Raw genomic sequence first — 24,079 nt, 5'->3', positions numbered from 1 at the left:
TCCGACCACCATCCTGATCAGAGGCACCGACAGTTCCGCCCGAGCCTGTGCGGCCTGTGGAGAACCGCGGTCCGAACCGGGCCTGTGGACGGACATCGGCCCGTCCGGCCGGCTCTCAGCGGGCCTTCGCCGGCCGGTAGGGCGAGACCGTCGGGTCACCGGAGACCCAGAACCGCCAGGGTCGGTCCGGGGCCAGGCGCAGCCCGACCCGCGGCCCGGCGGCCACCTCGATCCCCGCCCACGTCTCGGTCGGTGCCAGGTCCAGCTCGAAGTCGCTGGTCCCGTTCATGGTGAGGTCGATCCCGAGCGCCGAGCAGAGTCGCGCCGGTCCGCGGGCGAGATCGACGTCGCGTACCGGTCCACGTCGCTCCCGGGCGATCTCGATCCCCTCGATCACCTCGCCGGCGCGCAGCAGGACGGCCCCGGACTCGCCGTCGGGGTGACAGACGAGGTTGGCGCAATGGTGCATGCCGTAGGTGAAGTAGACGTAGAGGCGCCCCGGCGGACCGAACATCACCCGGTTGCGGTTCGTCTCGCCCCGGAAGGCGTGCGAGCCGGGGTCGTCGGCCGCGTACGCCTCCACCTCGGTGAGACGCACCTTCACCCCGTCGAAGGACAGCGTCGCCCCGAGGAGACGCGGAGCGGTCTCCTCGGGGCGCTGGTTCAACAGGCTCGTGAGCACTACGAGGGACGGAACCCGGCTGCCTTGTCCCGGAGCTCGGCGAGCTGCTCGGCGACCCGGTCAGGAGCCGTGCCACCCCGCCCCTCGCGCGAGGCCACCGATCCCTCGATGGTCAGGACCAGGCGTACGTCGGGAGTCAGCGCCGGCGAGATCGTGGCGAACTCCTCATCGGTGAGCGCGTCCAGCTCGACACCGCGCTTCTCCGCCGCCTGGACGCAGGCGCCGGCGAGCTCGTGCGCGATCCGGAAGGGGGTGCCCTGCCGGACCAGCCACTCCGCGATGTCGGTGGCCAGCGAGAACCCCTGAGGGGCGAGCTCGGCCATCCGGGCGGTGTTGTAGACCAGCGTGGCGACCTGGCCGGTGAACGCCGGGAGCAGCACCTCGAGGGTGTCCAGGGAGTCGAAGACCGGCTCCTTGTCCTCCTGCAGGTCGCGGTTGTAGGCCAGCGGCAGCGCCTTCAGCGTCGTCAGCAGCCCGGTCAGGTTGCCGACCAGACGCCCGGCCTTGCCGCGGGCGAGCTCGGAGATGTCGGGGTTCTTCTTCTGCGGCATGATGCTCGAGCCCGTCGACCAGGAGTCGTGCAGCGTGACGAAGTCGAACTCCTTGGTCGCCCACAGGATGATCTCCTCGGCGATCCGGCTGATGTCGACCCCGATCTGGGCGCACACGTAGGCGAACTCGGCCACGAAGTCACGCGAAGCGGTCCCGTCGATCGAGTTGGCGCTGGATCCGGTGAAGCCGAGCTCGGAGGCGACCAGCTCGGGGTCGAGCCCGAGCGACTGCCCCGCGAGCGCCCCGGACCCGTAGGGCGAGTCGCACACGACCCGCGCCCGCCAGTCGTCGAGCCGGTCGACATCGCGCAGCAGCGACCAGGCGTGGGCCATCAGGTGGTGGGAGAGCAGCACCGGCTGAGCGTGCTGGAGGTGCGTACGTCCCGGCATGATCGCGCCCATATTCTCGTCGGCCTGCGCGGCGAGCGCGTCGATGAGATCGAGCACGAGCCCACGCAGCACCCGCTCGTGGTCGAGAAGGTAGCTCCGGAACAGGGTCGCGATCTGGTCGTTGCGCGAGCGCCCGGCCCGCAGCTTGCCGCCGACGTCGGGACCGATCTCCTCGATGAGCAGCCGCTCCAGGGCACCGTGTACGTCCTCGTCGGAGGCAGCCGGCAGCAGCCGGCCGGCCGTGAAACGGTCGGCGAGGACATCCAGACCCCGGTGGATCTCGTTCTCCTCGTCACCGGTGAGCAGCCCGGCCGCCCCCAGCGCCTTGGCGTGGGCGTGGGACCCGGCGATGTCGTAGAGCGCCAGCCGCCAGTCGAACTGCGTCGAGCGCGAGAGCGCCTCGAGCTCCGGCGAAGGACCACCGGCGAACCGGCCGCCCCAGAGCTTGCCCTCGTTGGTGGTGTTGGCAGGTGTGTTCGACATCAGTCGTTGCCCGCCTCCAGCGCGGCATCGTCCAGGACGCTCTCGTCCAGGACCTGCTCCTCGACCGGCAGCACGGCGGCATGCTTGCCGTTGGTCGCCGCGATGCGGTCGAAGCCGCCGGCGGGCAGCTCGCCGAAGAGGGTGCCGTGCTCGACGAGCACCGTTCCCTGGTCCAGCGGGTGCCCGGCGTAGATCTCGAGCTTGGAGCGGGAGTCGGCGATGTCGAGGTTGCGCATGGTCAGCTGGCCGATGCGGTCGACGGGGCCGAAGGCGGCGTTCTCGACGCGCTCCATGGACAGCTTCTCCGGGTGGTAGGAGAAGTGCGAGCCCTCGGTGTTGAGGACCGTGTAGTCCTCGCCGCGGCGCAGCCGCAGGGTGACCGTGCCGGAGACGAGCGAGGCGATCCAGCGCTGGATCGACTCGCGCAGCATCAGCGCCTGCGGGTCGAGCCAGCGGCCCTCGTAGAGCAGCCGGCCGAGCTTGCGGCCCTCGTTGTAGTAGTTGGACATGGTGTCCTCGTTGTGCACCGCGTTGAGCAGCCGCTCGTAGGCCGCCCACAGCAGCGCCATGCCCGGCGCCTCGTAGATGCCGCGGGACTTGGCCTCGATGATCCGGTTCTCGATCTGGTCCGACATACCGAGACCGTGGCGGCCACCGATCGCGTTGGCCTCGTAGACGAGCTCCACGGCGGACGCGAAGGACTTGCCGTTGATCGCCACCGGGCGGCCCTCGACGAAGGTGACCGAGACGTCCTCGGTCTCGATGGCGACCGAGGGGTCCCAGAACTTCACGCCCATGATCGGCTCGACCGTCTCCAGCGAGACGTCGAGGTGCTCCAGCGTCTTGGCCTCGTGGGTGGCGCCCCAGATGTTGGCGTCGGTGGAGTAGGCCTTCTCGGTGGAGTCGCGGTAGGGCAGGTTGTGCGCGACCAGCCACTCCGACATCTCGTGGCGGCCACCGAGCTCGTGGACGAAGTCGGCGTCGAGCCACGGCTTGTAGATGCGCAGCTCGGGGTTGGCCATCAGGCCGTAGCGGTAGAACCGCTCGATGTCGTTGCCCTTGAAGGTCGACCCGTCACCCCAGATGTTGACGTTGTCGGCCTGCATGGCCCGCACCAGCATGGTGCCGGTGACGGCACGGCCCAGAGGCGTGGTGTTGAAGTAGGCACGGCCACCGGAGCGGATGTGGAAGGCACCGCAGGCGAGTGCGGCCAGGCCCTCCTCGACGAGCTGCGGCTTGATGTCGATGGCGCGGGCGATCTCGGCGCCGTAGGCCATCGCGCGGTCCGGGACGCCGGAGATGTCAGGCTCGTCGTACTGCCCGATGTCGGCGGTGTAGGTGCACGGCACCGCGCCCTTGTCGCGCATCCAGGCGACCGCCACGGAGGTGTCGAGGCCTCCGGAGAAGGCGATGCCGACGCGCTCACCCTTGGGAAGGGAGGTCAGGACCTTGCTCACGAGATGTTGCTCCTTGCTCTGAAACTCATTGGCTCTGAAACTCTTAGATGTCTGTGGTCTTGCCGGCGAGGCTGAGGAAGCGGTTGACGAGTGCAGCGCCGCCCTTGGGCTCGCGGCCGATGACGAGCACCGTGTCGTCGCCGGCGATGGTGCCGAGGATGTCGGGATACTCGGCCCGGTCGATCGCGGAGGCGAAGTACTGGGCACCCCCTGCAGGAGTACGCAGCACCACGAGGTTCCCACTTCCGTCGGCGCTCACCAACAGCTCTCGGGCGAGTCGCCCGAGCTTGCTCCGGCCGCTGGCCGACTCTCCCGGGGCCACCGCGGTGCGGTCGCCGCCCTCACCGGGAACCGCGTAGACGAGCGCACCGGAAGGTGCCCGCACCTTCACCGCGTCGAGCTCGTCCAGGTCACGCGAGAGCGTCGCCTGGGTGACGTTCACCCCGTGGGCGAACAGCGCCTCGGAGAGCTCGGTCTGGGACCGGATCTCCTTGCCCCAGATGATGTCCACGATCAGGGACTGGCGCGCACCCTTGGTAGCGGGCCGCTGGGTCTCATTCGTGGTCATCGTCGCTCCCACAGGTAGGCCAGGATCGCCTTCTGGGCGTGGCGCCGGTTCTCCGCCTCGTCCCACACCAGGCTGCGCGGACCGTCGAGCACCTCGGCCTCGATCTCCTTGCCGCGGTAGGCCGGCAGGCAGTGCAGCACGACGGCATCGGCTTCGGCGTGGCCGAGCAGCTCGGTGGTGAGCGCGTAGGGCGAGAACACCGCGACCCGGGCGGCCGCCTCGCTCTCCTTGCCCATCGAGACCCAGGTGTCGGTGATGAGTACGTCGGCCCCGGCTGCCGACGCGACCGGGTCCGCGGTCACCGTGACCGAGCCGCCGGTCTCCTCGGCGATCTCCTTGGCCCTGACCAGCACCTCCGCGTCGGGCGCATAGCCCTCCGGGGCGCCGAACCGGACGTGCATCCCGGCGATCGCTCCGGCCAGCGCCCAGGAGTTGCCCATGTTGCAGGCCGCGTCGCCGAGGAAGGCCGCGGTCAGACCCGCCAGCGACCCCTTGTGCTCCTGCAGCGTCTGCAGATCGGCGAGCAGCTGGCAGGGGTGGAACTCGTCGGTGAGAGCGTTGACGACCGGAACCCCGGAGTGGGCGGCCATCTCCTCGACGTCGCTCTGCGCGAACGTACGCCACACGATCTCGCCCGCCTGCCGGCCGAGCACCCGGGCGACGTCGGCGACCGACTCCCGCTCGCCGATCCCGGCCAGGCGGCCGTCGACAAGCATCGAGTGGCCGCCGAGCTCGGCGATCCCGGAGGAGAACGACGCCTGCGTGCGCAGGGTCGGCTTGTCGTAGATCGTGGCCACGGTCACCGGACCGGCCAGCGGCTTGGCGGCGTAGGGGTCCTGCTTCATCGCCGCCGCGAGTGCCAGCACCTCGGCCTGCTCGGCCGGGGTGAGGTCGTCGTCGCGAAGGAAGTGTCTGGTCACTTCGCCCCCTCCGCCTTGTCCAGGATGGAGGCCCAGGCGGCCAGGAGCGCCTCGGCGTCGTCCTCGGTGAGCACCAGCGGCGGGACGATCCGGATCCGCTCGGGCGTGGCGTTGTTGAGGATGAACCCGGCCTCCAGCGCGGCCGCGGCGACGGCGCCCGAGTCGAGACCGGCGAGCACCACACCGATGAAGAGACCCTCCCCGTCGACCCGCGCGACCCGGGGGTCGGCGGCGAGGCCGTCGCGCAGCTTCTGGCCGAGCACGGTGACGTGCTCGAGGAGCCCGTCGGACTCGATGGTCTCGATCACCGCGAGGCCGGCGGCGCAGGCGACCGGGTTGCCACCGAAGGTGGTGCCGTGGTTGCCGGGCTCGAAGAGCGTCGCGGCCCGGCCCAGACCGATGCAGGCACCGATCGGGAAGCCGCCACCGAGGCCCTTGGCGAGGGTGACGATGTCGGCGGTGACGCCGGCGGTCTCGTGGGCGAACCAGCGGCCGGTGCGGCCCAGCCCGGACTGGACCTCGTCGAGCCAGAGCAGTGCGCCGTGTTCGTCGGCCACGGCCCGTGCGGAGGCCAGGTAGTCGGCGGGCGGGACGATGACGCCGGCCTCACCCTGGATGGGCTCGAGGATGATCGCCGCGGTCTCGTCGGTGACCGCCGCGGCGAGCGCCTCGGCGTCGCCGTAGGGGACGAAGGTGACCTCGCCCGGCAGCGGCTCGAACGGCGCCCGGTAGGCCTCTTTGGCGGTCAGCGCCAGGGCACCCATCGAGCGGCCGTGGAAGGCACCCTGGGCAGCCACGATGTGCGTCCGACCGGTGCGCCGGGTCAGCTTGAAGCCGGCCTCGTTGGCCTCGGTGCCGGAGTTGGTGAAGAACACCTTCCCGGTCTCGCCGCCGGGGACCCGGGCGAGCAGTGCCTCGGCCAGCTCGACCTGGGGCTGGGAGGTGAAGAAGTTGGAGACGTGGCCGAGCGAGGACATCTGGGAGGTCACCGCGGAGACCAGTGCCGGGTGGGCGTGGCCGAGCGCGTTGACGGCGATGCCGGCCAGCAGGTCGACGTACTCCTTGCCGTTCTCGTCCCACACGTGGGCGCCCTCGCCTCGGGTGAGGACCAGCTTGGGAGCGCCGAAGGTGTTCATCAGGGAGGCGGCGTAACGCTCTCCATACGTGCTCATCGGTCCAGCTCCCTTGCCTTGCGGGTCTTGGTGGTGACGCCGGGGAGCACCTGGGTGCCGACTCCCTCGGCGGTGAACAGCTCCAGCAGCACGGCGTGCTCGGCGCGGCCGTCGACGACGGTGGCGCGCTTGACGCCGCCCTTGACAGCCTCGAGACAGGCGCTCATCTTCGGGATCATCCCGCTGGCCAGGTCGGGGAGGATCCCCTCGAGAGCCTCGGGGCTGATCTCGCCGATGACCTCCTCGGGGTCGGGCCAGTCGAGGTAGAGGCCCTCGACGTCGGTGAGGACCAGCAGCTTCTCGGCGGCCAGCGCGATCGCCAGGGCCGAGGCGGCCCGGTCGGCGTTGACGTTGTAGATCGTCCCGTCGATGTCGGGAGCCACGCTCGAGACCACCGGGATCCGGCCGGCCTCGATCAGGTCGAGGACCGAGGCAGGCCGTACGTCGACGACCTCGCCGACCTGGCCGAGATCGACCTCCTCGCCGTCGACGACGGTGCTGGCCGGCTCGGCGGTGAAGAGTCCGGCGTCCTCGCCGGAGAGCCCGACGGCCAGCGGGCCGTGCTCGTTGATCAGCCCGACGAGCTCACGCTGGACCTGGCCGACCAGGACCATCCGCACGACGTCCATGGCCTCGGGGGTGGTCACCCTCAGCCCGCCGCGGAACTCCGACTCGATGCCGAGCCGGTCGAGCATGCTCGAGATCTGCGGGCCGCCGCCGTGCACGACGACCGGCTTGAAGCCGGCGAAGCGCATGAACGCGATGTCCTCGGCGAAGGCACGCTTGAGCTTGTCGTCGGTCATGGCGTTGCCGCCGTACTTCACCACGACGATCTTGCCGTGATACTCCTTCAGCCACGGCAGGGCGCCGGCGAGCGTACGCGCCTTGGCGGGGTCCGGGCGGCCGGGCTCGTGCGCCACCGTCTCGAGGTCGATCACGGCGCGACTCCCACGGTGGTGAGACCGGTGGTCTCCTCGAGGCCGAGGGCGAGGTTCATACACTGGATCGCTCCGCCGGCGGTGCCCTTGGTGAGGTTGTCCTCGGCACCGACGACGACGAGCCGCCCGGCCGCGTCGTCGAGGGTCACCTGCAGGTGGACCGCGTTGGAGCCGAGCACTGCCTGGGTCTGCGGCCACTGGCCCTCGGGCAGCAGGTGGACGAAGGGCTCCTCCGCGTACGCCTTCTCGTAGACGGCCCGCGCATCGGCCGCGGTCACGCCGTCGGCGATCTTGGCCGAGCAGGTGGCCAGGATGCCGCGCGGCATAGGCACCAGCACCGGGGTGAACGAGACCGACACCTCGCCCTCGACCAGCGCGGAGAGGTTCTGGACGATCTCGGGGGTGTGCCGGTGGACGCCGCCGACGCCGTAGGCGCTGACGTTGCCCATGACCTCGGCACCGATCAGGTGCGGCTTGGACGACTTGCCCGCGCCGCTGGTGCCGGTGGCGGCGACCACGACGACCTCGGGCTCGACGATGCCGGCCTCGACGGCTGGGGCGAGGGCGAGGGTGGAGACGGTCGGGAAGCAGCCCGGCACCGCGATCCGGTTGGCCGAGGCGAGCGCGGCCCGGTGTCCGGGAAGCTCGGGCAGACCGTAGGGCCAGGTGCCGGCGTGGTCGGTGCCGTAGAACTTCGTCCACGTCTCGGCGTCGGCGAGCCGGTAGTCGGCGCCGCAGTCGATCACGACCACGTCGTCGGGAAGGCCGGCCGCGATCGGCCCGGACTCACCGTGCGGCAGCGCCAGGAAGACGACGTCGTGACCGGCCAGGGTCTCGGCGGTGGTGGGCTCCAGGACACGGTCGGCGAGCGGGATCAGGTGGGGCTGGAGGCTCCCCAGGGTCTTGCCCGCGCTGGAGGCGGCGGTCAGGGCGCCGATCTCCACCTCGGGGTGGGCCAGCAGCAGCCTGAGCAGCTCACCTCCGGCATATCCACTGGCACCGGCGACGGCGACGCGCTTCTTCGTCATGTGCATGAACATACGTCACCCTGCATGTTCCATGCAAAGCCTGTTCGACGGCTGAGACGCCGGACCGGAGAGGCCCCAGGAAACCCGGAGGAATATGTCGGCGGCGACGCATAGTGTTCGCCCCATGACGACCCGCCTCACCCCCGCCGCCTACCTCGACCACATCCGGTCGGAGTCGGCGCGCTTCCGTGCCGTGCTCGCAGACACGGACCCGACCGCCCCGGTCCCGACCGCACCGGAGTGGACCGCCGCCGACCTGCTGTGGCACGTCGCCGCCGAGGTCCAGCACTTCTGGACGTACGTCTTGGAGACCCGGCCGACAGCGCCGACAGAGGAGACCTACGACGAGCCGGAGCGCCCGAAGGACGCGTCCTACCAGGACCTGCTCGCCCACTTCGACGAGCTCAACGCCAGGTTCATCAAGACCCTGGAGCAGACCGGGCCCGAGGAGCCCACCTGGTCCTGGTCGCAGGACCAGAGCGCCGCCTTCACCTACCGCAGGCAGGCCCACGAGATCCTCATCCACCGCCTCGACGCCGAGCTCACCGCCGACGCCCTGACACCGCTCGACCCGGCCCTGGCCGCCGACGGGATCGACGAGATCCTCGACGTGTTCTACGGCGGCAAGCCCGCGTGGGCGACCTTCGCCGGAGACGGTCGGTACGTACGCGTCGACGCGGTCGACACCGACACCCGGACCTGGGTCGAGCTCGGCCTCGTCTCCGGCACCCGCCCCGACGGCGACCGCCTCGAGGACGAGCCCGACCTCAGCGTCCTCTCCGCCGAGAACATCCCGGCCGACACCGAGCCCGACGTGGTCATCGAGGGCACCGCGGCCGACCTGGACGCCTGGCTCTGGCGCCGGCGTGACGACGAGGGCATCCGCGTCGCCGGCGACAGGGACATCTACGACAGCTTCCGCGCGTTGACGAACCAGGCGATCAAGGACGACGACTAGCCTCACGCCCATGATCAAGCACCTGGCCGTCTTTCTCGGCTCTCGCGACGGCAACGACCCAGCGCTCGGGCAGAGGGCCTACGAGGTCGGAAAGGGGCTCGCCAAACGCGAGATCGAGCTGGTCTACGGGGCGGGTGGCGGCGGCCTGATGGGCCGGATCTCCCAGGGCGCGATCGACGGCAACGGCAAGGTCTTCGGCGTGATCCCACGGTTCATGGTCGACCGCGAGTGGGGCCGCATCGAAGGCGCGCCGGGGATGCAGACGGTCGTGGTCGACACCATGCACGAGCGCAAGGCGATCATGGCCGAGCGTGCCGACGCCTTCCTCGCGCTCCCCGGCGGGATCGGCACCCTCGAGGAGCTCTTCGAGGTCTGGACCTGGCAGACGCTCTCGCTGCACGGCAAGCCGGTCGGCGTGCTCAACATCAACGGCTTCTGGGACCCGCTCGTGGACATGATGGAGCGCATCGCCTCGGCGGGGTTCCTGCACGGCTCCCCCGCCGAGTCGCTGGTGGTGGGCGAGGACCTCGACGACGTCCTCGCCCGCCTCGACGCGGCCCGCTGAAACCGGGCCGGCAGTCGTGAAACCGCGGTGAAGGCGCCCTGAAACCGGTGCCCCACACCCTGGGAGCATGACAACCACCACCGAACTGGCCGTATCGGCCTCAGGTCTGGTCAAGACCTTCGGAGACTTCACCGCGGTCGACGGGATCGACCTCGAGATCCGCCGCGGCGAGGTCTTCGGCGTGCTCGGCCCCAACGGCGCCGGCAAGACCACGACCCTCAAGATGCTCGCGACCCTGCTCCCGATCGACGCCGGCAAGGCGGAGATCTTCGGGGTCGACGTCAAGGCGCACCCCCACCAGGTGCGTCAGCTCGTCGGCGTGACGGGTCAGTACGCCTCCGTCGACGAGAACCTCACCGCCACCGAGAACCTGGTCCTCTTCGGCCGCCTGCTGGGCATGTCCGGCAAGGCCGCCCGGGCCGCGTCCGAGGAGCTGCTGGAGTCCTTCGGGCTCCAGGAGGCCGCCAAGCGGCAGATCTCGAAGTTCTCCGGCGGCATGCGCCGCCGCCTCGACCTCGCCGCCTCGCTCCTGTCCCGCCCGCCCCTGATCTTCCTCGACGAGCCGACCACCGGCCTGGACCCACGCACCCGCGGCCAGATGTGGGACACCATCCGTACGCTGGTGGCCGGCGGCTCGACCGTCCTGCTGACCACGCAGTACCTGGACGAGGCCGACCAGCTCGCCGACCGGATCGCGGTCATCGACCGCGGCGTCAAGGTCGCCGAAGGCACCTCGGAGCAGCTGAAGACCTCGGTCGGCAACTCCACGCTGCACCTGCGCCTGAGCGACAAGACCCAGGTCGCCACCGCCGCTGCCGTGGTGGAGAAGGTCACCGGCGACCGTCCGGTGCTCACTCCCGAGGCCGGCGGCGTCAACGTACCGCTGGCCGATGCCGACCGGGCCGCCGACGTGCTCATCGGCCTTCGCCACGCGGGCATCTCGATCACCACCGCGAACGTGCAGCAGCCGACGCTGGACGAGGTGTTCCTGGCCCTGACCGGGCACGGCGCCGACAGCCCCGAGAGCGCCGTCGCCCCTGACAACTCCGACAACTCCGACATCCACACCGAGGAGGTGGCCTGAGATGGCTGCACTGATCTCCACGTACGCCGTGACCGACCGCCCGCTCAAGGCCCGCCCGGGCGTGGGCGAGACGATCAGCCAGACGCTGACCATGGCTCGCCGGGCGTACATCAAGATGATGCGCAACCCCGAGCAGTTCTTCGACGTCACGATCCAGCCGCTGCTGTTCACCGCGATGTTCGCCTACATCTTCGGTGGCGCGATCTCCGGTGACGTGAAGTCCTACCTGCCGACCATCATCACCGGCATCCTGGCCCAGACCGCGCTGACCGCCTCGATGGCACGCGGCACCCAGCTGCGCGAGGACATGGACAAGGGTGTCTTCGACCGGTTCAAGGCGCTCCCGATCGCCCGGATCGCGCCGCTGGCCGGGCCGGCGGTCGCCGACCTGCTCCGTTACGGGATCGCGGCGACGCTGACCATCGTGGTCGGTCTGCTGATGGGCTACCGGCCCGGTGGCGGTGTCGGTGGCGTGCTCGCCGGTTGGGCGCTGACCATCTTCGCCGGCTGGTCGCTGAGCTGGATCTTCACCTGGCTCGGCACCGTGCTGAAGACCGCGGGCGGGGTGCAGGGCCTGGGCATGATGATCATGTTCCCGCTGACCTTCCTCTCCCCCGCCTTCGTGCCGAAGGAGACCATGCCGGACTGGCTGCAGCACTTCGTCGACGTCAACCCGGTCACGCTGGTCATCAACGCCACCCGCGACCTGATGAACGCCGGGGACGTCACCATGAGCGTCGTGTGGGCGCTCGTCGGCTGTGCCGCGGTCGTCGCGATCTTCGCGCCGCTCTCGGTGTGGAGCTACAGCAAGAAGCTCTGAGTCAGCCCAGCCGCGCGATGACGCCGCGGGCCTCGTCCAGCAGGGCGAGCCCGCGGCGTTCGCCGTACTCCGCCGAGACCCGTTCGAGTACGCCCGGCGCGACCCGGCTCGCGTCGGCGACCGCGAGCGCCCAGCGCATGTCCAGGAACGATCGGGAGTAGCCGAACCGGTCGGCCAGGACAACCAGCCGCACCGACTCCTCGCGCGGCAGCGCGTCCCGCTGCAACCCCCACAGCCCGAGCGCGAACAGCACCATCCCGGTGACCGGATAGTCCTGGGCTCGGCGCCCCTCGGAGACCAGGCGGGGCGCCTTGACCATCAGGGCCTCGAAGAGGTCGGAGCCCTCCGTGTCCTCCCCATGCCGGGCGCAGGCGACCACGGTGACCGCCTCGGCCGCCACCCGCCACGGCAGCAGGTCGCCGTCGTCGGTGAACCCCGGGAACGGCACCTCGCCCATCGTCGCCACCACCTCGCGGAACAGCGCCAGCGCCTCGCCGACCCGCCCCTGGGCGAGGAGGAGCTGAGCCCGGGCACCGTGGACGGCACCCCGGGAGCCGAAGCCGCCTCGCGGCTGCTCGTCGGTGAGCTGGGCGAGGATCTCGGCGGCCTCCTCGAGACGCCCCTGCTCCACGGCGTACGTCACCAAGATGGCGTGGGTCTGGACGAGGTCGTCGTCGGCACCGAGACGGCGCAGGACCGGGACGGCCGCACGGGCGTGCTCGGCGGCCTCGCCGAGACGGCCGAGCTGGGCATAGAGGCCGCTGAGCTGGGCGTGCAGCATCGCCTGTGGCCACAGTCCGCCGGCGGTGCCGGTGAGGCGCAGCGCCTCCCTGACCGCGGCCACAGCACCCTCGGGGTCGCCGAGGTTCTCCCGTTCGTGGCTGAGGAAGGTGTAGGCACGAGCGCGTACGTCCTGGTCCGGGTCGTTGATCAGGACGGCCAGCTCGTCCTCCAGCGGCCGCCCGGCTCCGGTGACGCTGTCCGCCATCGCCTGCATGACCTTCAGCATGACCCTGAGCTGTGGGTCGGCTGCCTCGGCGCCGACGCGGTCCAGGATCGCCGTCAGGCGTCCGAGGCCGGAGCCTCCCGTCACGGCGGCACCGAAGAGCAGCAACGCCAGGACGAGCCGGGTCTTCTCCAGCAGCTCGGGAGGCGGCTCCCACTCGGCGAGCAGATCGGCGACAGGGCTCGCCAGCATGATCACCCGCTGGTGCTCGCCGGCGATGGTCCAGAAGACACCCATCGCGCAGAAGAGCCGGATCACCGACTCGGGCTCGTCGTCGGCCAGGACCTGGCGCAGGATGTCGGCGAGGTTGCTCTCCTCGGCGCGCAGCTCGTCCATGGCGTCGAACTGCTGCGGGGAGTAGATCCGGCCGGCGCTGGCATCCGCGTAGTCCCGCGCCCACGCCCGCTGCGCCGCCCGGGCCGCGGCGTCCTCGCCTGCGTCGATCAGCTGCATCCGGCCGAACTCGCGGACGGTCTCGAGCATTCGGTAGCGGAAGCCCTGCGGTGCCTCGAGGACCGTGAGCAGCGACTGGTCGACGAGCTCCTCGATCGCCGCGAAGGTGTCCGCGCCGAGCATCGCCTCGGCCGCCGCGAGGGTGAACCCGTCGTGGAAGACCGAGAGCCAGCGCATCGCCCGCCGCTCGCGCTCGGAGAGGAGGTTCCAGGACCAGTCGATGACCGCGACCAGGGTCTGATGACGGTCGGGAGCGCTGCGGTCCCCGCCGCGCAGCAGCTCGAACCGGTTCTCCAACCGCCGTGCGATGTCGTCGACCGACATCGCGCGCACCTTCACCGCGGCCAGCTCGATCGCCAGCGGCAGGCCGTCGAGCCGCGTGACGATCTCGTCGACGCGACTCTCCTCGAGGTGGACCCCCGGCCGCGCGGCGACGGCTCGGCGCCGGAACAGCTCGCTGCCGTCGTACGTCCCCAGCCGGCCGAGCGGGTAGACCCGCTCCGCGCCGATGGCGAGCGGGCTCCGGGACGTGGCCAGGACGGTCAGGTCGCGCACCGTCGCGACCAGGAACGCGGCCAGGTCGGCGACCGCGGCCACGATGTGCTCGCAGTTGTCGAGCACGAGCAGGGTGGGTGCGCCGTCGAGCTGCTGCGCGATCCGCGACCGCACGTCGGCACGCTGCTGCGGGGTGAGCCGATCACGGTGGGCGACCGAGTCGCGCACGCCGAGAGCCGAGCCGACCTCGCTGACCAGGTCCTCGGGAGCGGTCACGCCGACCAGCTCGACGAAGTGGACCACCGGCTGCTCGGCGTCGTGGGCGATCACCTGGGCCAGGCTGGTCTTCCCGAGCCCTCCGGGCCCGAGGATGGTGACGACCCGCGAGCTCTTCAGCAGGGCGGAGACCTCGGCGGCGTCCTGCTCGCGCCCGATCAGCACGTCGGCGTCGTGGCGCAGCCCCGAGCGCACCGGGCGGTCGCGTGCGAGCAGCTCGGCGTGGACGGCCCGCAGCCGCGGGCTCGGGTCGACACCGAGCCCGTCGGCCAGCCCGGACCGGTAGGCCTCGAAGCGCTCCAGCGCCGCCGGCACCCCGTGCACGGCAGCGACGGCCCGCAGCACCGCCTCGGTGACCTCCTCGTCGGACTCGATCCGGTCGAGCCGTTCGAGGAGCGGCAGCGCTTCGGCGTAGCGCTTCTCCGCGGCCAGCCGGAGCGCCTCCGGACGCAGCGACCAGGCGTCGACCTGGCCGGCGTCGAGGCCGAGGCGGTAGCCCCGCGGCGTACGCTCGATCGCCGTAGCGGCGGTCGCCGTCCGGGCCCGCGACACGACGACCTGCAGCGCCTTGGCCGGGTTGGCCGGGACGTCGTCGCGACCCCAGATCTCCTCGACCAGAGCGGTCTCGGAGGCACCGCGGGGACCGGCCTCGACCAGGGCGCGCAGCAGCGCCCGGGTCCGCTCGCCGGCCACCGGCGCCCCCGCCCAGGTGACCTCGTCCAGCACACTCAGCGTCGTCACAGCCACCATTCTGTCATAGCGATATATCGCGTACGTACGCGATGGTGCGCCGCCCGCGGGTAACACGTTGTTCGTAGGACTACTCGCCCCATCTAATAGGGCGAGCAGTCCTACGAACAACGTGTTACCCCAGGTTCTAGCCGACCGCGTCCAGCGCGATCAGGTTCTTCACCGCGTCGAGGCGGCGCGTCGACTCCTCCGGGTCGACCGTCTGCCGGTCGATGAGCGCGAGCTCCTGGTTGGCCTCGACGAACGGCCGCATCCGCTTCTCGTAGCGGACGAAGGCCTCGGCATGGTCGGCGGACCGACCCAGCTCGAGAGCGAGCACGTAGGCACCGACCAGAGCCAGGCTGGTGCCCTGTCCCGAGAGCGGCGCGGCACAGTGGGCGGCGTCGCCGAGGAGCACGGTGCGACCGCGGGACCAGGACTCCATCTTGATCTGGGCCATCGAGTCGAAGTAGAAGTCCTCGGCTGTCCACATTCGCTCGATGAGGTTCGGGACCTCCCAGCCGAGGCCGCTCAGGTGCTCGGCGACGAGCCGTTTCTGGGCCTCGACGTCGCGGTAGTCGTAGTCGATCGGATCGGCGGCGAAGCCGAGGAAGATCCGCAGCTCCCGGTTCTCGCGCACGGTCATCACGGCGCCACCGTCGCGGCCGTCGTTGATCCAGGTCTGCCAGCGGTCCATCCCGAGGAAGTTCTCCTGGCTGAACACCGACAGGTAGGTGCCGAGGTGATGGATGTGGTCGGCCTCGGGACCGAAGACGAGGCGGCGGGTGTTGGAGTGGAGGCCGTCGGCACCGACGACGAGGTCGAAGCGTCGCGGGGCGGAGTGCTCGAACTCGACCAGGACACCGTCGGCCTCCTCGCGGAGACCCGAGATCGAGTCGCCGAAGAGGTGCTCCACGCCGTCGAGGCGCGCGTGGACGAGGTCGACGAGGTCCTCGCGGAGGATCTCGATGTCCTCGGAGTCGACCTGGCCCGAGGAGAGCGCGAACTCCTCCGAGCGCATCACCTCGTTGCCGTCGCCGTCGAGCATGTTCATGCCGGTCGACTCGTTCTTCAACGCTCGGGCCGGGGCCTCGAGTCCCATCCGACGCAGGACTGTGAGGGCGGCGCCGCGTACGTCGACGGCCTGACCACCGCGACGCAGCGCCGGCGCACGCTCGACGACGACGGGGGTCATGCCCTGCTCACGGAGCCAGAAGGCGAGGGCGGTGCCGGCGACACTGGAGCCGGAGATGAGGACAGTGGTCATGATCGTTCCTTTCGATACACCGTATATCGGGTCGAGAAAGACCGTAGCTAATATGCCTCTGACCTGGCAATACACAATTCGATCTGGACTAGCACAGCGTCCATCTGGCTAGAATCTGTCCTAGCACAGTGACCGACAAGGAGGGCCGCAGTGGCCAGCTCGACCGAACCGACGTACGTCCGCATCGCCGCCGAGCTGACCCGGCGCATCAACGACGCCGAGATCGCGCCCGGCGGCAAGGTGCCCTCGACGCGCCAGGTCGCCCAGGAGTTCGGCGTCGCGCTCGCGACCGCGACGAAGGCGCTCGACGTGCTGCGCACCGAGGGCCTGGTGATCACCCGTCCCCGCTCGGGCACCGTGGTCGCGCCCCGCGACGACGCCTCCCGGACCTCGGGAGCCAGGGCGCTCACCCGTCACCGGGTCCTGGCCGAGGCGGTTGCGATCGCCGACACCGAGGGCCTCGAAGCGGTCTCGATGCGCGCGGTCGCCGGACGCTGCGGCGTCGCGCCGATGTCGCTCTACCGCTTCGTCGAGGGCAAGGACGAGCTGGTCGCGGCGATGGCCGACGCGGTCTACGCCGCCTCGCCGTTCACGCTCGACCCGGAAGCGCCCTGGCGCGAGCGTGCCGAGTCGCTCGGCCGCGAGCTGTGGCGCCTCCACCGCGACCACCCGTGGCTCGGCCGCACCCAGCCGCTGACCCGCCCGATGATGCTCCCCAACCTGCTCCGCTTCGGCGACCGGCTGCTCGGCGCCCTCGAAGGCCTGGGTCTGCCCCCGAAGACGCAGTTCGACATGCACGTGCTGCTCTACAACCACGTCGCCGCGCTGGCCGCGAACATCGAGCGCGAGGACGAGGCCCTGTCCCTGACCGGGGTCTCGGCCGAGGAGTGGACCGACCGCCAATACGTGCCCCACTTCGGCAACGACTCGTTCCGGACCACCTTCCCGCACATGGCTCGCCTCTTCGGGCCGGGAGCCCTGCTCGCCGACGGCTACGACATGGACATCGACGAGCTCTTCGAGCTCGGATACGGCCTCCTCCTCGACGGCATCGAGGCGTACGCACAGCGGCAGGCAAGAATGGGTCCGTGACCGTCGAACTTCGCTCTGACAACGCCGCCGCCGTCTCCCCCGCGATCCTGGAGGCGATGGCCGCGGTCAACTCCGGCTCCGCGCTCGCCTACGGAGGTGACGAGGTCACCGCCGCGCTCGAGGCCCGCGTACGCGAGGTGTTCGAGCACCCGACGGCCCGGGTCTTCCCGGTGCTCAGCGGCACCGCCGCCAACGCGCTCTCGCTCTCCGCGCTGACTCCGCCGTGGGGTGCGGTGGTGTGCCACGAGACCGCGCACATCCTGAGCAGCGAGGGTGGCGCGACCTCCTACCTGAGCGGCGGCGCGGTGATGACGGGCCTCGCGGGCGAGGGCTACAAGATGGCGCCGGAGGCTCTGCAGGCCCACCTGGACGGCGTACGTTGGGGCGACCCGCACCACTCCCAGCCGACCGTCCTCTCCCTGACCTCACCCTCGGACTACGGCACGGTCTACTCCGTCGCGGAGATCTCCGAGCTCACCGGGATCGCCAAGACCCGCGACCTGCGGGTGCACCTGGACGGCGCCCGGTTCGCGAACGCCGTCGTGGCCACCGGCGCCGCGCCGGCCGACCTCACCTGGCGGGCGGGTGTCGACGTACTCTCGCTGGGCGCGACCAAGAACGGTGCCCTCTCCGCCGAGGCGATCGTCTGCTTCAGCGATGCTCCCGCCGACGAGCTCGTCTACCGCACCAAGCGCAGCGGTCACGTCACCTCGAAGATGCGCTACCAGTCGGCGCAGCTGCTGGCCTACCTCACCGACGACCTCTGGCTCCACAACGCCCGCAACGCCAACGAGCGGATGGCCGAGCTCGCCGCTGGCCTCGAGCAGGCAGGCGTACGCATCACCAACTCCGTCGACGCCAACCTCGCGTGGGTGGATCTCCCCGAGGAGACGGCCGACCGTCTGGAGGCGGCCGGGGTGCTCTTCTACCGGCTCGGCGGCCAGGTCCGGTTCGTGACGTCGTGGCAGACCACGAGCCAGGACGTCCGCGCCGTCCTGAGCCACCTCGAGGCGGCCGACCCGAGCTGAGACATGGCCGGGAGGCCAAATCTGGGAATCCGGGGGGTGAACTCGGTAACCTCACCCGCCTATGTCTCACGACCTCCAGGTCCCCCACCTCACCCCCAGCACGACCGTTTCGAACCAGCCTGCCTCCGGGCCGGCGAAACGGCTCCGTGGCGACGTCCAGGGGCTTCGCGCCGTCGCCATCCTCACTGTCCTAGCCGCCCACGCGGGAGTCTCCTGGTTCGCCGGCGGGTTCGTCGGCGTCGACGTCTTCTTCGTCATCTCGGGCTTCCTGATCACCCAGCAGCTCGTCGGTGAGCTCGGTCGCACCGGCCGGATATCGCTGAGACGCTTCTACGCGCGCCGGGCTCGGCGCATCCTTCCGGCGGCCACCCTCACCCTCGCCGTCACCGTGGTCGCCGCGGTGGCACTGCTGGGGCCGGCACAGGTCGCCACGCTCGCCACCGACGCGGTCTGGGCCTCGGCGTTCGCCGCCAACATCCGGATGGCCATCGCCGGGACCGACTACTTCCAGGCCGAGCTGCCACCCTCACCGGTCCAGCACTTCTGGTCGCTGGCCGTGGAGGAGCAGTTCTACCTGGTCTGGCCGCTCGTCGCGCTGGTCTGCATCGTCCTGGCCGCCAGGATCGGCCGCGCCCGCGGCGGCGAGCGTACGGCTGAGCAGGGCTCCGTGCGAGCGCGCCGGTTCCTCCTCGCCGCGATCGCGCTGATCACCGTCGCGAGCCTGGTCTGGTCGATCGTCCACACGCCCGCGGAGGCCACCGCGGCCTACTTCTCCTCGCTCACCCGGGCCTGGGAGCTCGGGATCGGCGCGGCGCTGGCGATCCTGGTCACCAGCGGCCGGGTGATGCAGCGGCTCGCCGCCGTGCCCATCGCTCGGGAGGTCCTCGCCCTCGGCGGGCTGGCCGCGATCGTCGTCGCCTGCCTGGCCTACGACGAGTCCACCCCGTTCCCCGGCTACCACGCCGCCCTCCCGGTCCTCGGCTCCGCGGCCGTCATCCTCGCCGGCGCCCTCCCCTCGGGCGAGACGACGATCGGCGCCCGGCTGCTGTCGGTGGCGCCGATGCGGGCGATCGGCGACTGGTCCTTCTCGCTCTACCTGTGGCACTGGCCGCTCCTGGTGCTGCCCGAGATCGTCCTGCAGCGTGAGCTCACCTGGCCCGAGCGCGGTCTGGCCGTCGCGGGCGCGTTCGTGCTGGCGTACGTCTCCTTCCGGCTCGTCGAGGCGCCGTTCCGTGAGGGCGCGCTGTGGCGGCCGACCCGGCGCGCGCTGACCTTCTACCCGGTCAGCATCGCGCTCGTGGCGGCCATCGCGTTCGGCGGCACCGTCTACGCCGACTTCGAGGCCACCCGCGGCTCCTTCCAGCCGGCGATCACCCTGGCCGACGCACCCGCGGCCGATCCGTCGCTGGACAAGCAGGAGGCGCTGGTGCGGGCCTCGGTGCTCGCGGCACGCGAGGACACCGCGGTCCCGACCGAGCTGCGTCCCGCGCTCACCGAGCTCGACTCCCTCAAGCCGAGCCGGACCCGCTGCGACTACACCGACGACACCGAGCGCGACCTGTGCGTCGACGGCGACCCCGACGGCGAGCGGACGATGGTGGTCTTCGGGAACTCCCACGCCCTGCACTGGGTCCCGACGTTGAACCGGGTCGCGAAGGAGCACGGCTTCCGGGCCTACTTCCTGGTCAAGAACCGCTGCGTCTCGGCCTCGATCACCACCGACCGCGGCAGCGACGAGCACGACCCCTACACCGAGTGCGACGACTTCAACCGGTGGGCCTTCAAGCAGTACAAGCGTCTCGACCCGGACCTGACCGTCGTCTCCACCGCCCCGCCGATCAAGGGCGTCTTCGACGAGGACGGCGACTGGGTCGGCGAGCGGGACCGGATCGACGAGCTCATGCACCCGGCCTACACCGACTTCCTGCGCCGGGTGGACAAGCACACCAGACGTACGGTGCTGATCCGCGACATCCAGGGCTTCGACACCAACGCCGGCACCTGCCTGTCCCGGCCCGGCGCCACGCTGGGCGACTGCCTGATGGGCGCGGTGGAGTCGCGGGAGCGTTCGATCGACGTCCAGGTCCGGGCGGCCGAGGAGGTCGGTGTCGACGTCGCCGACATGAGCTCCTACTTCTGCTGGGACGGGTCCTGCCCCGCCGTCGTCGGCGACACCATCACCCACTACGACGGCACCCACATGTCGCGCCAGTACGCCCCTCAGCTCACCGAGCCGCTGGCTCGCGAGCTGGGGATCGGCGGCCGGGGATAGCGACCGTACGCAGACGGGGAGGGCCGCTCGCATCGCGAGCGACCCTCCCGGTTCTGTTCAGGCCTTCAGGCCGTCAGCGCTGGACGGCGCCGGTGAGCTCGGCAGCCCTCGCGACCGCCGCGTCACGTGCGGCTGCGGTCTCCTCGGCCTTCAAGGTGCGGTCGGTGGCGCGGAAGCGCAGCGCGAAGGCGAGCGACTTCTTGCCCTCACCGACCTGGTCGCCCTCGTAGACGTCGAAGAGCCGGACGGTCTCCAGCAGCTCCCCCGCGCCCTCGCGCAGGGCGGCCTCGACGGCCGCGACGGTGACGTCGGTCGACACGGTCAGCGCGACGTCCTCCTTCGCGATCGGCATGGTCGAGAAGACCGGGCCGGCAGCGGTGGCGGGCACCTTCGAGATCAGGAAGTCGAGGTCGATCTCGACCGCTGCCGAACGAGCCGGCAGCCCGAACGCCTTACAGACGTTGGGGTGCAGCTCGCCGGCGTGGCCGAACTCGGCACCGTCGACCGAGACGACCGCACAGCGACCCGGGTGCCACGGCGCGCGCGAGGCCGAGGCGACCTCGACAGCGACCCCGAGCTCGGCGCCCAGGCGGCGTACGACGTCGATGGCATCGGCCCACGAGGCGGTCTCGGCGGCACCCCACCAGCCACCCCGCGTACGCTCCCCGGCGAGCACGACGCCGAGGTGCAGCGGCTGGCGCGGGATCGCGGCGAGCAGCTTCTCGAGCTCCTCCTCGGTCGGGCGCCGGTCGACGCCGTAGATCGGCGCGGCCTGGTCGACCGGGAAGGCGACGGTCGCGGTCTCGAAGAGGGAGACCCCGTCCTGACCTCGGGAGACGTTGCGCGCGGCGACCTTGAGCAGGCCCGGGAGCAGCGTCGTGGTGTAGCCGGGCTCCTCGCTGCTGAGCGGGTTGGCCAGCTTGACGGTGTGGCGCAGAACGTCGTCGGCGGGCAGCCCGAGCCGATCGAAGTCGGCCTCGCCGACGAACGGGAAGTCGACGACCTCCACGAGGCCGGCACCGGCCAGCGCGCGACCGATCCGGCGGCGCAGCTGCTGGGCCCGGGTCAGACCACCACCGGTCGCCCGGCGCGGCAGCACCGAGGGGACCTGGTCGTAGCCGACGATCCGGGCGACCTCCTCGACCAGGTCGTAGGGGTCGGTCAGGTCGACCCGGTACGTCGGGACGGTCGCGGTCAGCGAGTCGCCGTTCACGGCGACCTGAGCGCCGATCAGCTCGAGCGACTTCACCACCGTCGCCTCGTCGATGTCGAGCCCGATGATCCGGGCCGGCAGGTCGACGGGGATGGTGATGGTCGTCAGCGGAGCACGCGTCTCGGGCGAGGCCATCGGCCCGACCTCGGAGACACCGACGGCCTGACCGCCACCGTGCTCGACGAGCAGCTCGACGACCCGCTCGGCAGCGGCGGGCGGCAGCAGCGGGTCGACGCCGCGCTCGAAGCGCTTGGAGGCCTCCGAGCCGAGCTTGTGACGCTTCTGGGAGCGGAAGACGGTGGTCGGGTCGAAGTGCGCGGCCTCGACCACGATCTCCGTGGTCGTCTCCGAGATCTCCGTGGATGCCCCACCCATGACACCGGCGATGCCGATCGGGCCGGAGTCGTCGGTGATGAGGAGGTCCTCCTCGGAGAGCACCCGGACCACGTCGTCGAGCGTGGTGATCTTCTCGCCCTCGCTCGCCCGCCGCACCACGATGTCGCCGGACAGCTTCGCGCGGTCGTAGCAGTGGGTCGGCTGACCCAGCTCCATCATCACGTAGTTGGAGACGTCGACGGCCAGCGAGATGGAGCGTACGCCGGTGGCCTCGAGTCGCTTCTTGATGAACTCGGGCGTCGGCGCGGCCGGGTCGAACCCGGTGATCACCCGGGTGACGAAGTAGTCGCAGCCCTCGTCCTCGAGCCGGACCGGGTGGCCCGACCCGTCGGCGACGGGGAAGTCGATCTGCGCCGGGTCGTGGAAGGGCACATCGAATCCGAGCGCCGCGTCCCGCGCGATGCCACGCATCGAGAGCGCGTAGGCGCGGTCCGGGTTGATCTCGAACTCGATGATCTCCTCGCCGAGCCCGAGCACCTCGCGGGCGTCGGTGCCGGGCGCGGGGGCGTCGGCGGGCAGCACGATGATGCCGTCGGCCTCCTCCCCCAGCCCGAGCTCGCGGGCGGAGCAGATCATGCCGGCCGACATGTGGCCGTAGGTCTTGCGCGCCGAGATCTGGAAGTTCCCGGGCAGCACGCCGCCGGGCAGGATCACGACGACCTTGTCACCGGGGACGAAGTTGTGCGCGCCGCAGACGATCCCCTGGGGCTCGCCGGTGCCGTTGGCGTCGCCGACGTCCACGGAGCACCAGTTGATCGTCTTGCCGTTCTTCTGCGGCTCCTTCTCGGCGGTGAGCACCTGGCCCACCACGAGCGGACCCTCGATGCCGGCACCGGAGGTCTCGATCGCCTCGAGCTTGAGGCCGAGCGCGGTCAGCCGGTCGGTGATCTCCTCGACCCCGAGCTCGGCCGGCAGCGAGACGTACTCCTTGATCCAGGAGAGGGGGGCCTTCACAGTTCACTCCCGAATGCAGTAGTAAGCCGGACGTCACCCTCGAAGAGGGTGCGCAGGTCGGACAGGCCGGTGCGGAACATCAAGGTGCGGTCGATGCCCATCCCGAACGCGAAGCCGGAGTAGCGCTCCGGGTCGACGCCGCAGGCCACCAGGACGCGCGGGTTCACGATCCCGCAGCCGCCCCACTCGATCCAGCCCTCGCCCTTGCAGGTGCGGCATGCGACCCCGTCGATCACCTGCGCGCCACGGCAGACGAAGCAGGTCAGGTCGACCTCGGCCGACGGCTCGGTGAAGGGGAAGTACGACGGCCGGAACCGGGTCACGATGCCCTCGCCGAACATCTGGGTGGCGAAGTGGTCCAGGGTGCCCTTCAGGTTCGCCATCGAGATGCCCTCGTCGATGGCCAGCCCCTCGACCTGGTGGAACATCGGCGAGTGGGTCGCGTCGTACTCGTCGGTGCGGAAGACCCGGCCCGGGCACACGACATAGATCGGCGCCTCGCGGGTGAGCATCGTCCGCGCCTGGACGGGCGAGGTGTGGGTCCGCAGCACCACGTGGTTCTCGGCCGGCTCGGTCCAGAAGGTGTCCTGCATGGTGCGGGCCGGGTGGTCCGGACCCAGGTTGAGGGCGTCGAAGTTGAGCCACTCGGCCTCGATGAGCGGACCCTCGGCGACCTCCCAGCCCATCGCCACGAAGATGTCGGCGATGTAGTCGGCGCCGGTGGTGAGCGGGTGCCGCCCGCCGGCCGGGAACCGGTCGGTCGGGAGCGTCACGTCGACGGTCTCCTCGACCAGCATCCGCGCCTCGTGCTCGGCCTCGAGGATCTTCTGCCTCGCGGCGAGCGCCTGGTTGACCGCGCCACGGGCCTTGCCGACGCGCTGGCCGGCGTCCTTGCGCGCGGCCGGAGGCAGCGCGCCGATCTCGCGGTTGGCCAGGGCCAGCGGCGAACGATCGCCGGCGTGGTCGAGCCGTGTCTGCTTGAGCTCCTCGAGACTGCTCGCGGCGTCGATGGCCACCAGCGCAGCCTCGCGCGCAGCCTCGACCTCCTCAGCCTTCAAGGGGGTGACCTCTACCGGGTCATAGTCGGTGTTGGGACCGGACATCACTGGCTTTCGTCGTCTGATGACTCAGTTGTCATGAATGGACGACAGTCTAGGAACCTCGCACCTCCTCGCGCGAACCGGACGACCCGCGGACCCCGCGCTCGGCCCGGGACCGGGCACGCGCACCGCGTTGTAGGGGACTTGTGGACCCTTGTGTCCATTCATTTACCGGGTGATAG

The 24,079-nt window shown here is 70.7% G+C and carries 19 protein-coding genes; 7 read left to right on the top strand and 12 right to left on the bottom strand.

The features are described from left to right. Positions 1–115 precede the first annotated feature (115 nt). The 8 genes from ACIRON_RS15435 to argC are packed head-to-tail and all read right to left on the bottom strand — an operon-like array spanning position 116 to position 8,195. Positions 116–667: a DNA-3-methyladenine glycosylase gene (locus tag ACIRON_RS15435; RefSeq protein WP_402993147.1), complete on the bottom strand. Its 552-nt coding sequence runs from the start codon at positions 665–667 to the stop codon at positions 116–118. A 14-nt stretch (positions 668–681) separates the two neighbouring features. After that, on the bottom strand, positions 682–2,106 hold the full coding sequence (gene argH / locus ACIRON_RS15430) for an argininosuccinate lyase (RefSeq protein WP_402993146.1): 1,425 nt from the start codon (positions 2,104–2,106) through the stop codon (positions 682–684). Further along, entirely contained in the window at positions 2,106–3,563 is a 1,458-nt protein-coding gene (argG, locus tag ACIRON_RS15425; protein ID WP_402993145.1) for an argininosuccinate synthase, read from the bottom strand. Before argG ends, argH begins: the two co-directional genes overlap by 1 nt. 43 nt (positions 3,564–3,606) lie before the next feature. Then, entirely contained in the window at positions 3,607–4,131 is a 525-nt protein-coding gene (locus tag ACIRON_RS15420) for an arginine repressor (protein WP_402993144.1), read from the bottom strand. Continuing rightward, a complete protein-coding gene (argF, locus tag ACIRON_RS15415) occupies positions 4,128–5,051 on the bottom strand; it encodes an ornithine carbamoyltransferase (protein WP_402993143.1) in 924 nt (307 codons plus the stop codon). Before argF ends, ACIRON_RS15420 begins: the two co-directional genes overlap by 4 nt. Then, the gene (locus tag ACIRON_RS15410) at positions 5,048–6,223 is read right to left on the bottom strand and encodes an acetylornithine transaminase (RefSeq protein WP_402993142.1); all 1,176 of its coding nucleotides are present in this window, start codon (positions 6,221–6,223) and stop codon (positions 5,048–5,050) included. The genes argF and ACIRON_RS15410 overlap by 4 nt, the downstream gene beginning before the upstream one ends. Further along, the gene (gene argB / locus ACIRON_RS15405) at positions 6,220–7,161 is read right to left on the bottom strand and encodes an acetylglutamate kinase (RefSeq protein ID WP_402993141.1); all 942 of its coding nucleotides are present in this window, start codon (positions 7,159–7,161) and stop codon (positions 6,220–6,222) included. Before argB ends, ACIRON_RS15410 begins: the two co-directional genes overlap by 4 nt. Continuing rightward, on the bottom strand, positions 7,158–8,195 hold the full coding sequence (gene argC, locus ACIRON_RS15400) for an N-acetyl-gamma-glutamyl-phosphate reductase (protein WP_402993140.1): 1,038 nt from the start codon (positions 8,193–8,195) through the stop codon (positions 7,158–7,160). Before argC ends, argB begins: the two co-directional genes overlap by 4 nt. Positions 8,196–8,313: 118 nt before the next feature. Between argC and ACIRON_RS15395 the strand changes: the two genes are divergently transcribed. The 4 genes from ACIRON_RS15395 (at position 8,314) to ACIRON_RS15380 (ending at position 11,616) form a co-directional block, all read left to right on the top strand. Further along, positions 8,314–9,147 carry a maleylpyruvate isomerase N-terminal domain-containing protein gene (locus ACIRON_RS15395; RefSeq protein WP_402993139.1) on the top strand — a complete coding sequence of 278 codons (834 nt, stop codon included), beginning with the start codon at positions 8,314–8,316 and terminating at the stop codon, positions 9,145–9,147. Between the two features lie 10 nt (positions 9,148–9,157). After that, on the top strand, positions 9,158–9,712 hold the full coding sequence (locus tag ACIRON_RS15390; protein ID WP_402993138.1) for a TIGR00730 family Rossman fold protein: 555 nt from the start codon (positions 9,158–9,160) through the stop codon (positions 9,710–9,712). 67 nt (positions 9,713–9,779) lie between these two features. Beyond that, positions 9,780–10,796 (top strand): ATP-binding cassette domain-containing protein, encoded by a 1,017-nt coding sequence (locus ACIRON_RS15385; protein ID WP_402993137.1) that lies wholly within the window; start codon positions 9,780–9,782, stop codon positions 10,794–10,796. A gap of 1 nt (position 10,797) precedes the next feature. Further along, a complete protein-coding gene (locus ACIRON_RS15380) occupies positions 10,798–11,616 on the top strand; it encodes an ABC transporter permease (protein ID WP_402993136.1) in 819 nt (272 codons plus the stop codon). A 1-nt stretch (position 11,617) separates the two neighbouring features. Here ACIRON_RS15380 and ACIRON_RS15375 read toward each other — a convergent pair whose 3' ends face one another. Continuing rightward, positions 11,618–14,587 carry an ATP-binding protein gene (locus tag ACIRON_RS15375; protein ID WP_402993135.1) on the bottom strand — a complete coding sequence of 990 codons (2,970 nt, stop codon included), beginning with the start codon at positions 14,585–14,587 and terminating at the stop codon, positions 11,618–11,620. A 136-nt stretch (positions 14,588–14,723) separates the two neighbouring features. Beyond that, complete coding sequence (locus tag ACIRON_RS15370; RefSeq protein ID WP_402993134.1) at positions 14,724–15,842, bottom strand: FAD-dependent monooxygenase; 1,119 nt, start codon at positions 15,840–15,842, stop codon at positions 14,724–14,726. Between the two features lie 150 nt (positions 15,843–15,992). Here ACIRON_RS15370 and ACIRON_RS15365 point away from each other — a divergent pair, with 150 nt between their 5' ends. The 3 genes from ACIRON_RS15365 (at position 15,993) to ACIRON_RS15355 (ending at position 20,234) form a co-directional block, all read left to right on the top strand. Continuing rightward, positions 15,993–16,934 (top strand): GntR family transcriptional regulator, encoded by a 942-nt coding sequence (locus ACIRON_RS15365; protein WP_402993133.1) that lies wholly within the window; start codon positions 15,993–15,995, stop codon positions 16,932–16,934. After that, complete coding sequence (locus ACIRON_RS15360; protein WP_402993132.1) at positions 16,931–17,962, top strand: threonine aldolase family protein; 1,032 nt, start codon at positions 16,931–16,933, stop codon at positions 17,960–17,962. The genes ACIRON_RS15365 and ACIRON_RS15360 overlap by 4 nt, the downstream gene beginning before the upstream one ends. Before the next feature lie 61 nt (positions 17,963–18,023). Continuing rightward, the gene (locus tag ACIRON_RS15355; RefSeq protein ID WP_402993131.1) at positions 18,024–20,234 is read left to right on the top strand and encodes an acyltransferase family protein; all 2,211 of its coding nucleotides are present in this window, start codon (positions 18,024–18,026) and stop codon (positions 20,232–20,234) included. A 73-nt stretch (positions 20,235–20,307) separates the two neighbouring features. On the opposite strand, the gene pheT is transcribed toward ACIRON_RS15355, so the two are convergent. Beyond that, positions 20,308–22,797: a phenylalanine--tRNA ligase subunit beta gene (pheT, locus tag ACIRON_RS15350; RefSeq protein WP_402993130.1), complete on the bottom strand. Its 2,490-nt coding sequence runs from the start codon at positions 22,795–22,797 to the stop codon at positions 20,308–20,310. After that, the gene (gene pheS, locus ACIRON_RS15345; protein ID WP_402993129.1) at positions 22,794–23,900 is read right to left on the bottom strand and encodes a phenylalanine--tRNA ligase subunit alpha; all 1,107 of its coding nucleotides are present in this window, start codon (positions 23,898–23,900) and stop codon (positions 22,794–22,796) included. The genes pheT and pheS overlap by 4 nt, the downstream gene beginning before the upstream one ends. Positions 23,901–24,079: the final 179 nt, after the last annotated feature.

The sequence above is a fragment of the Nocardioides sp. NPDC101246 genome (genome assembly GCF_044767415.1).
Classification (GTDB): domain Bacteria; phylum Actinomycetota; class Actinomycetes; order Propionibacteriales; family Nocardioidaceae; genus Nocardioides.
The sequence above is the reverse complement of the archived record's forward strand: the minus strand, read 5'-3'. Positions and strand labels throughout refer to the sequence as shown.

Bases quoted from the DNA above. Each gene is read 5' to 3' on its own strand.
- argH (WP_402993146.1), bottom strand. From the start codon at position 2,106: ATGTCGAACACACCTGCCAACACCACCAACGAGGGCAAGCTCTGGGGC.
- ACIRON_RS15420 (WP_402993144.1), bottom strand. From the start codon at position 4,131: ATGACCACGAATGAGACCCAGCGGCCCGCTACCAAGGGTGCGCGCCAG.
- ACIRON_RS15410 (WP_402993142.1), bottom strand. From the start codon at position 6,223: ATGAGCACGTATGGAGAGCGTTACGCCGCCTCCCTGATGAACACCTTC.
- argC (WP_402993140.1), bottom strand. From the start codon at position 8,195: ATGCACATGACGAAGAAGCGCGTCGCCGTCGCCGGTGCCAGTGGATAT.
- ACIRON_RS15395 (WP_402993139.1), top strand. From the start codon at position 8,314: ATGACGACCCGCCTCACCCCCGCCGCCTACCTCGACCACATCCGGTCG.
- ACIRON_RS15390 (WP_402993138.1), top strand. From the start codon at position 9,158: ATGATCAAGCACCTGGCCGTCTTTCTCGGCTCTCGCGACGGCAACGAC.
- ACIRON_RS15385 (WP_402993137.1), top strand. From the start codon at position 9,780: ATGACAACCACCACCGAACTGGCCGTATCGGCCTCAGGTCTGGTCAAG.
- ACIRON_RS15380 (WP_402993136.1), top strand. From the start codon at position 10,798: ATGGCTGCACTGATCTCCACGTACGCCGTGACCGACCGCCCGCTCAAG.
- ACIRON_RS15370 (WP_402993134.1), bottom strand. From the start codon at position 15,842: ATGACCACTGTCCTCATCTCCGGCTCCAGTGTCGCCGGCACCGCCCTC.
- ACIRON_RS15355 (WP_402993131.1), top strand. From the start codon at position 18,024: ATGTCTCACGACCTCCAGGTCCCCCACCTCACCCCCAGCACGACCGTT.
- pheS (WP_402993129.1), bottom strand. From the start codon at position 23,900: ATGTCCGGTCCCAACACCGACTATGACCCGGTAGAGGTCACCCCCTTG.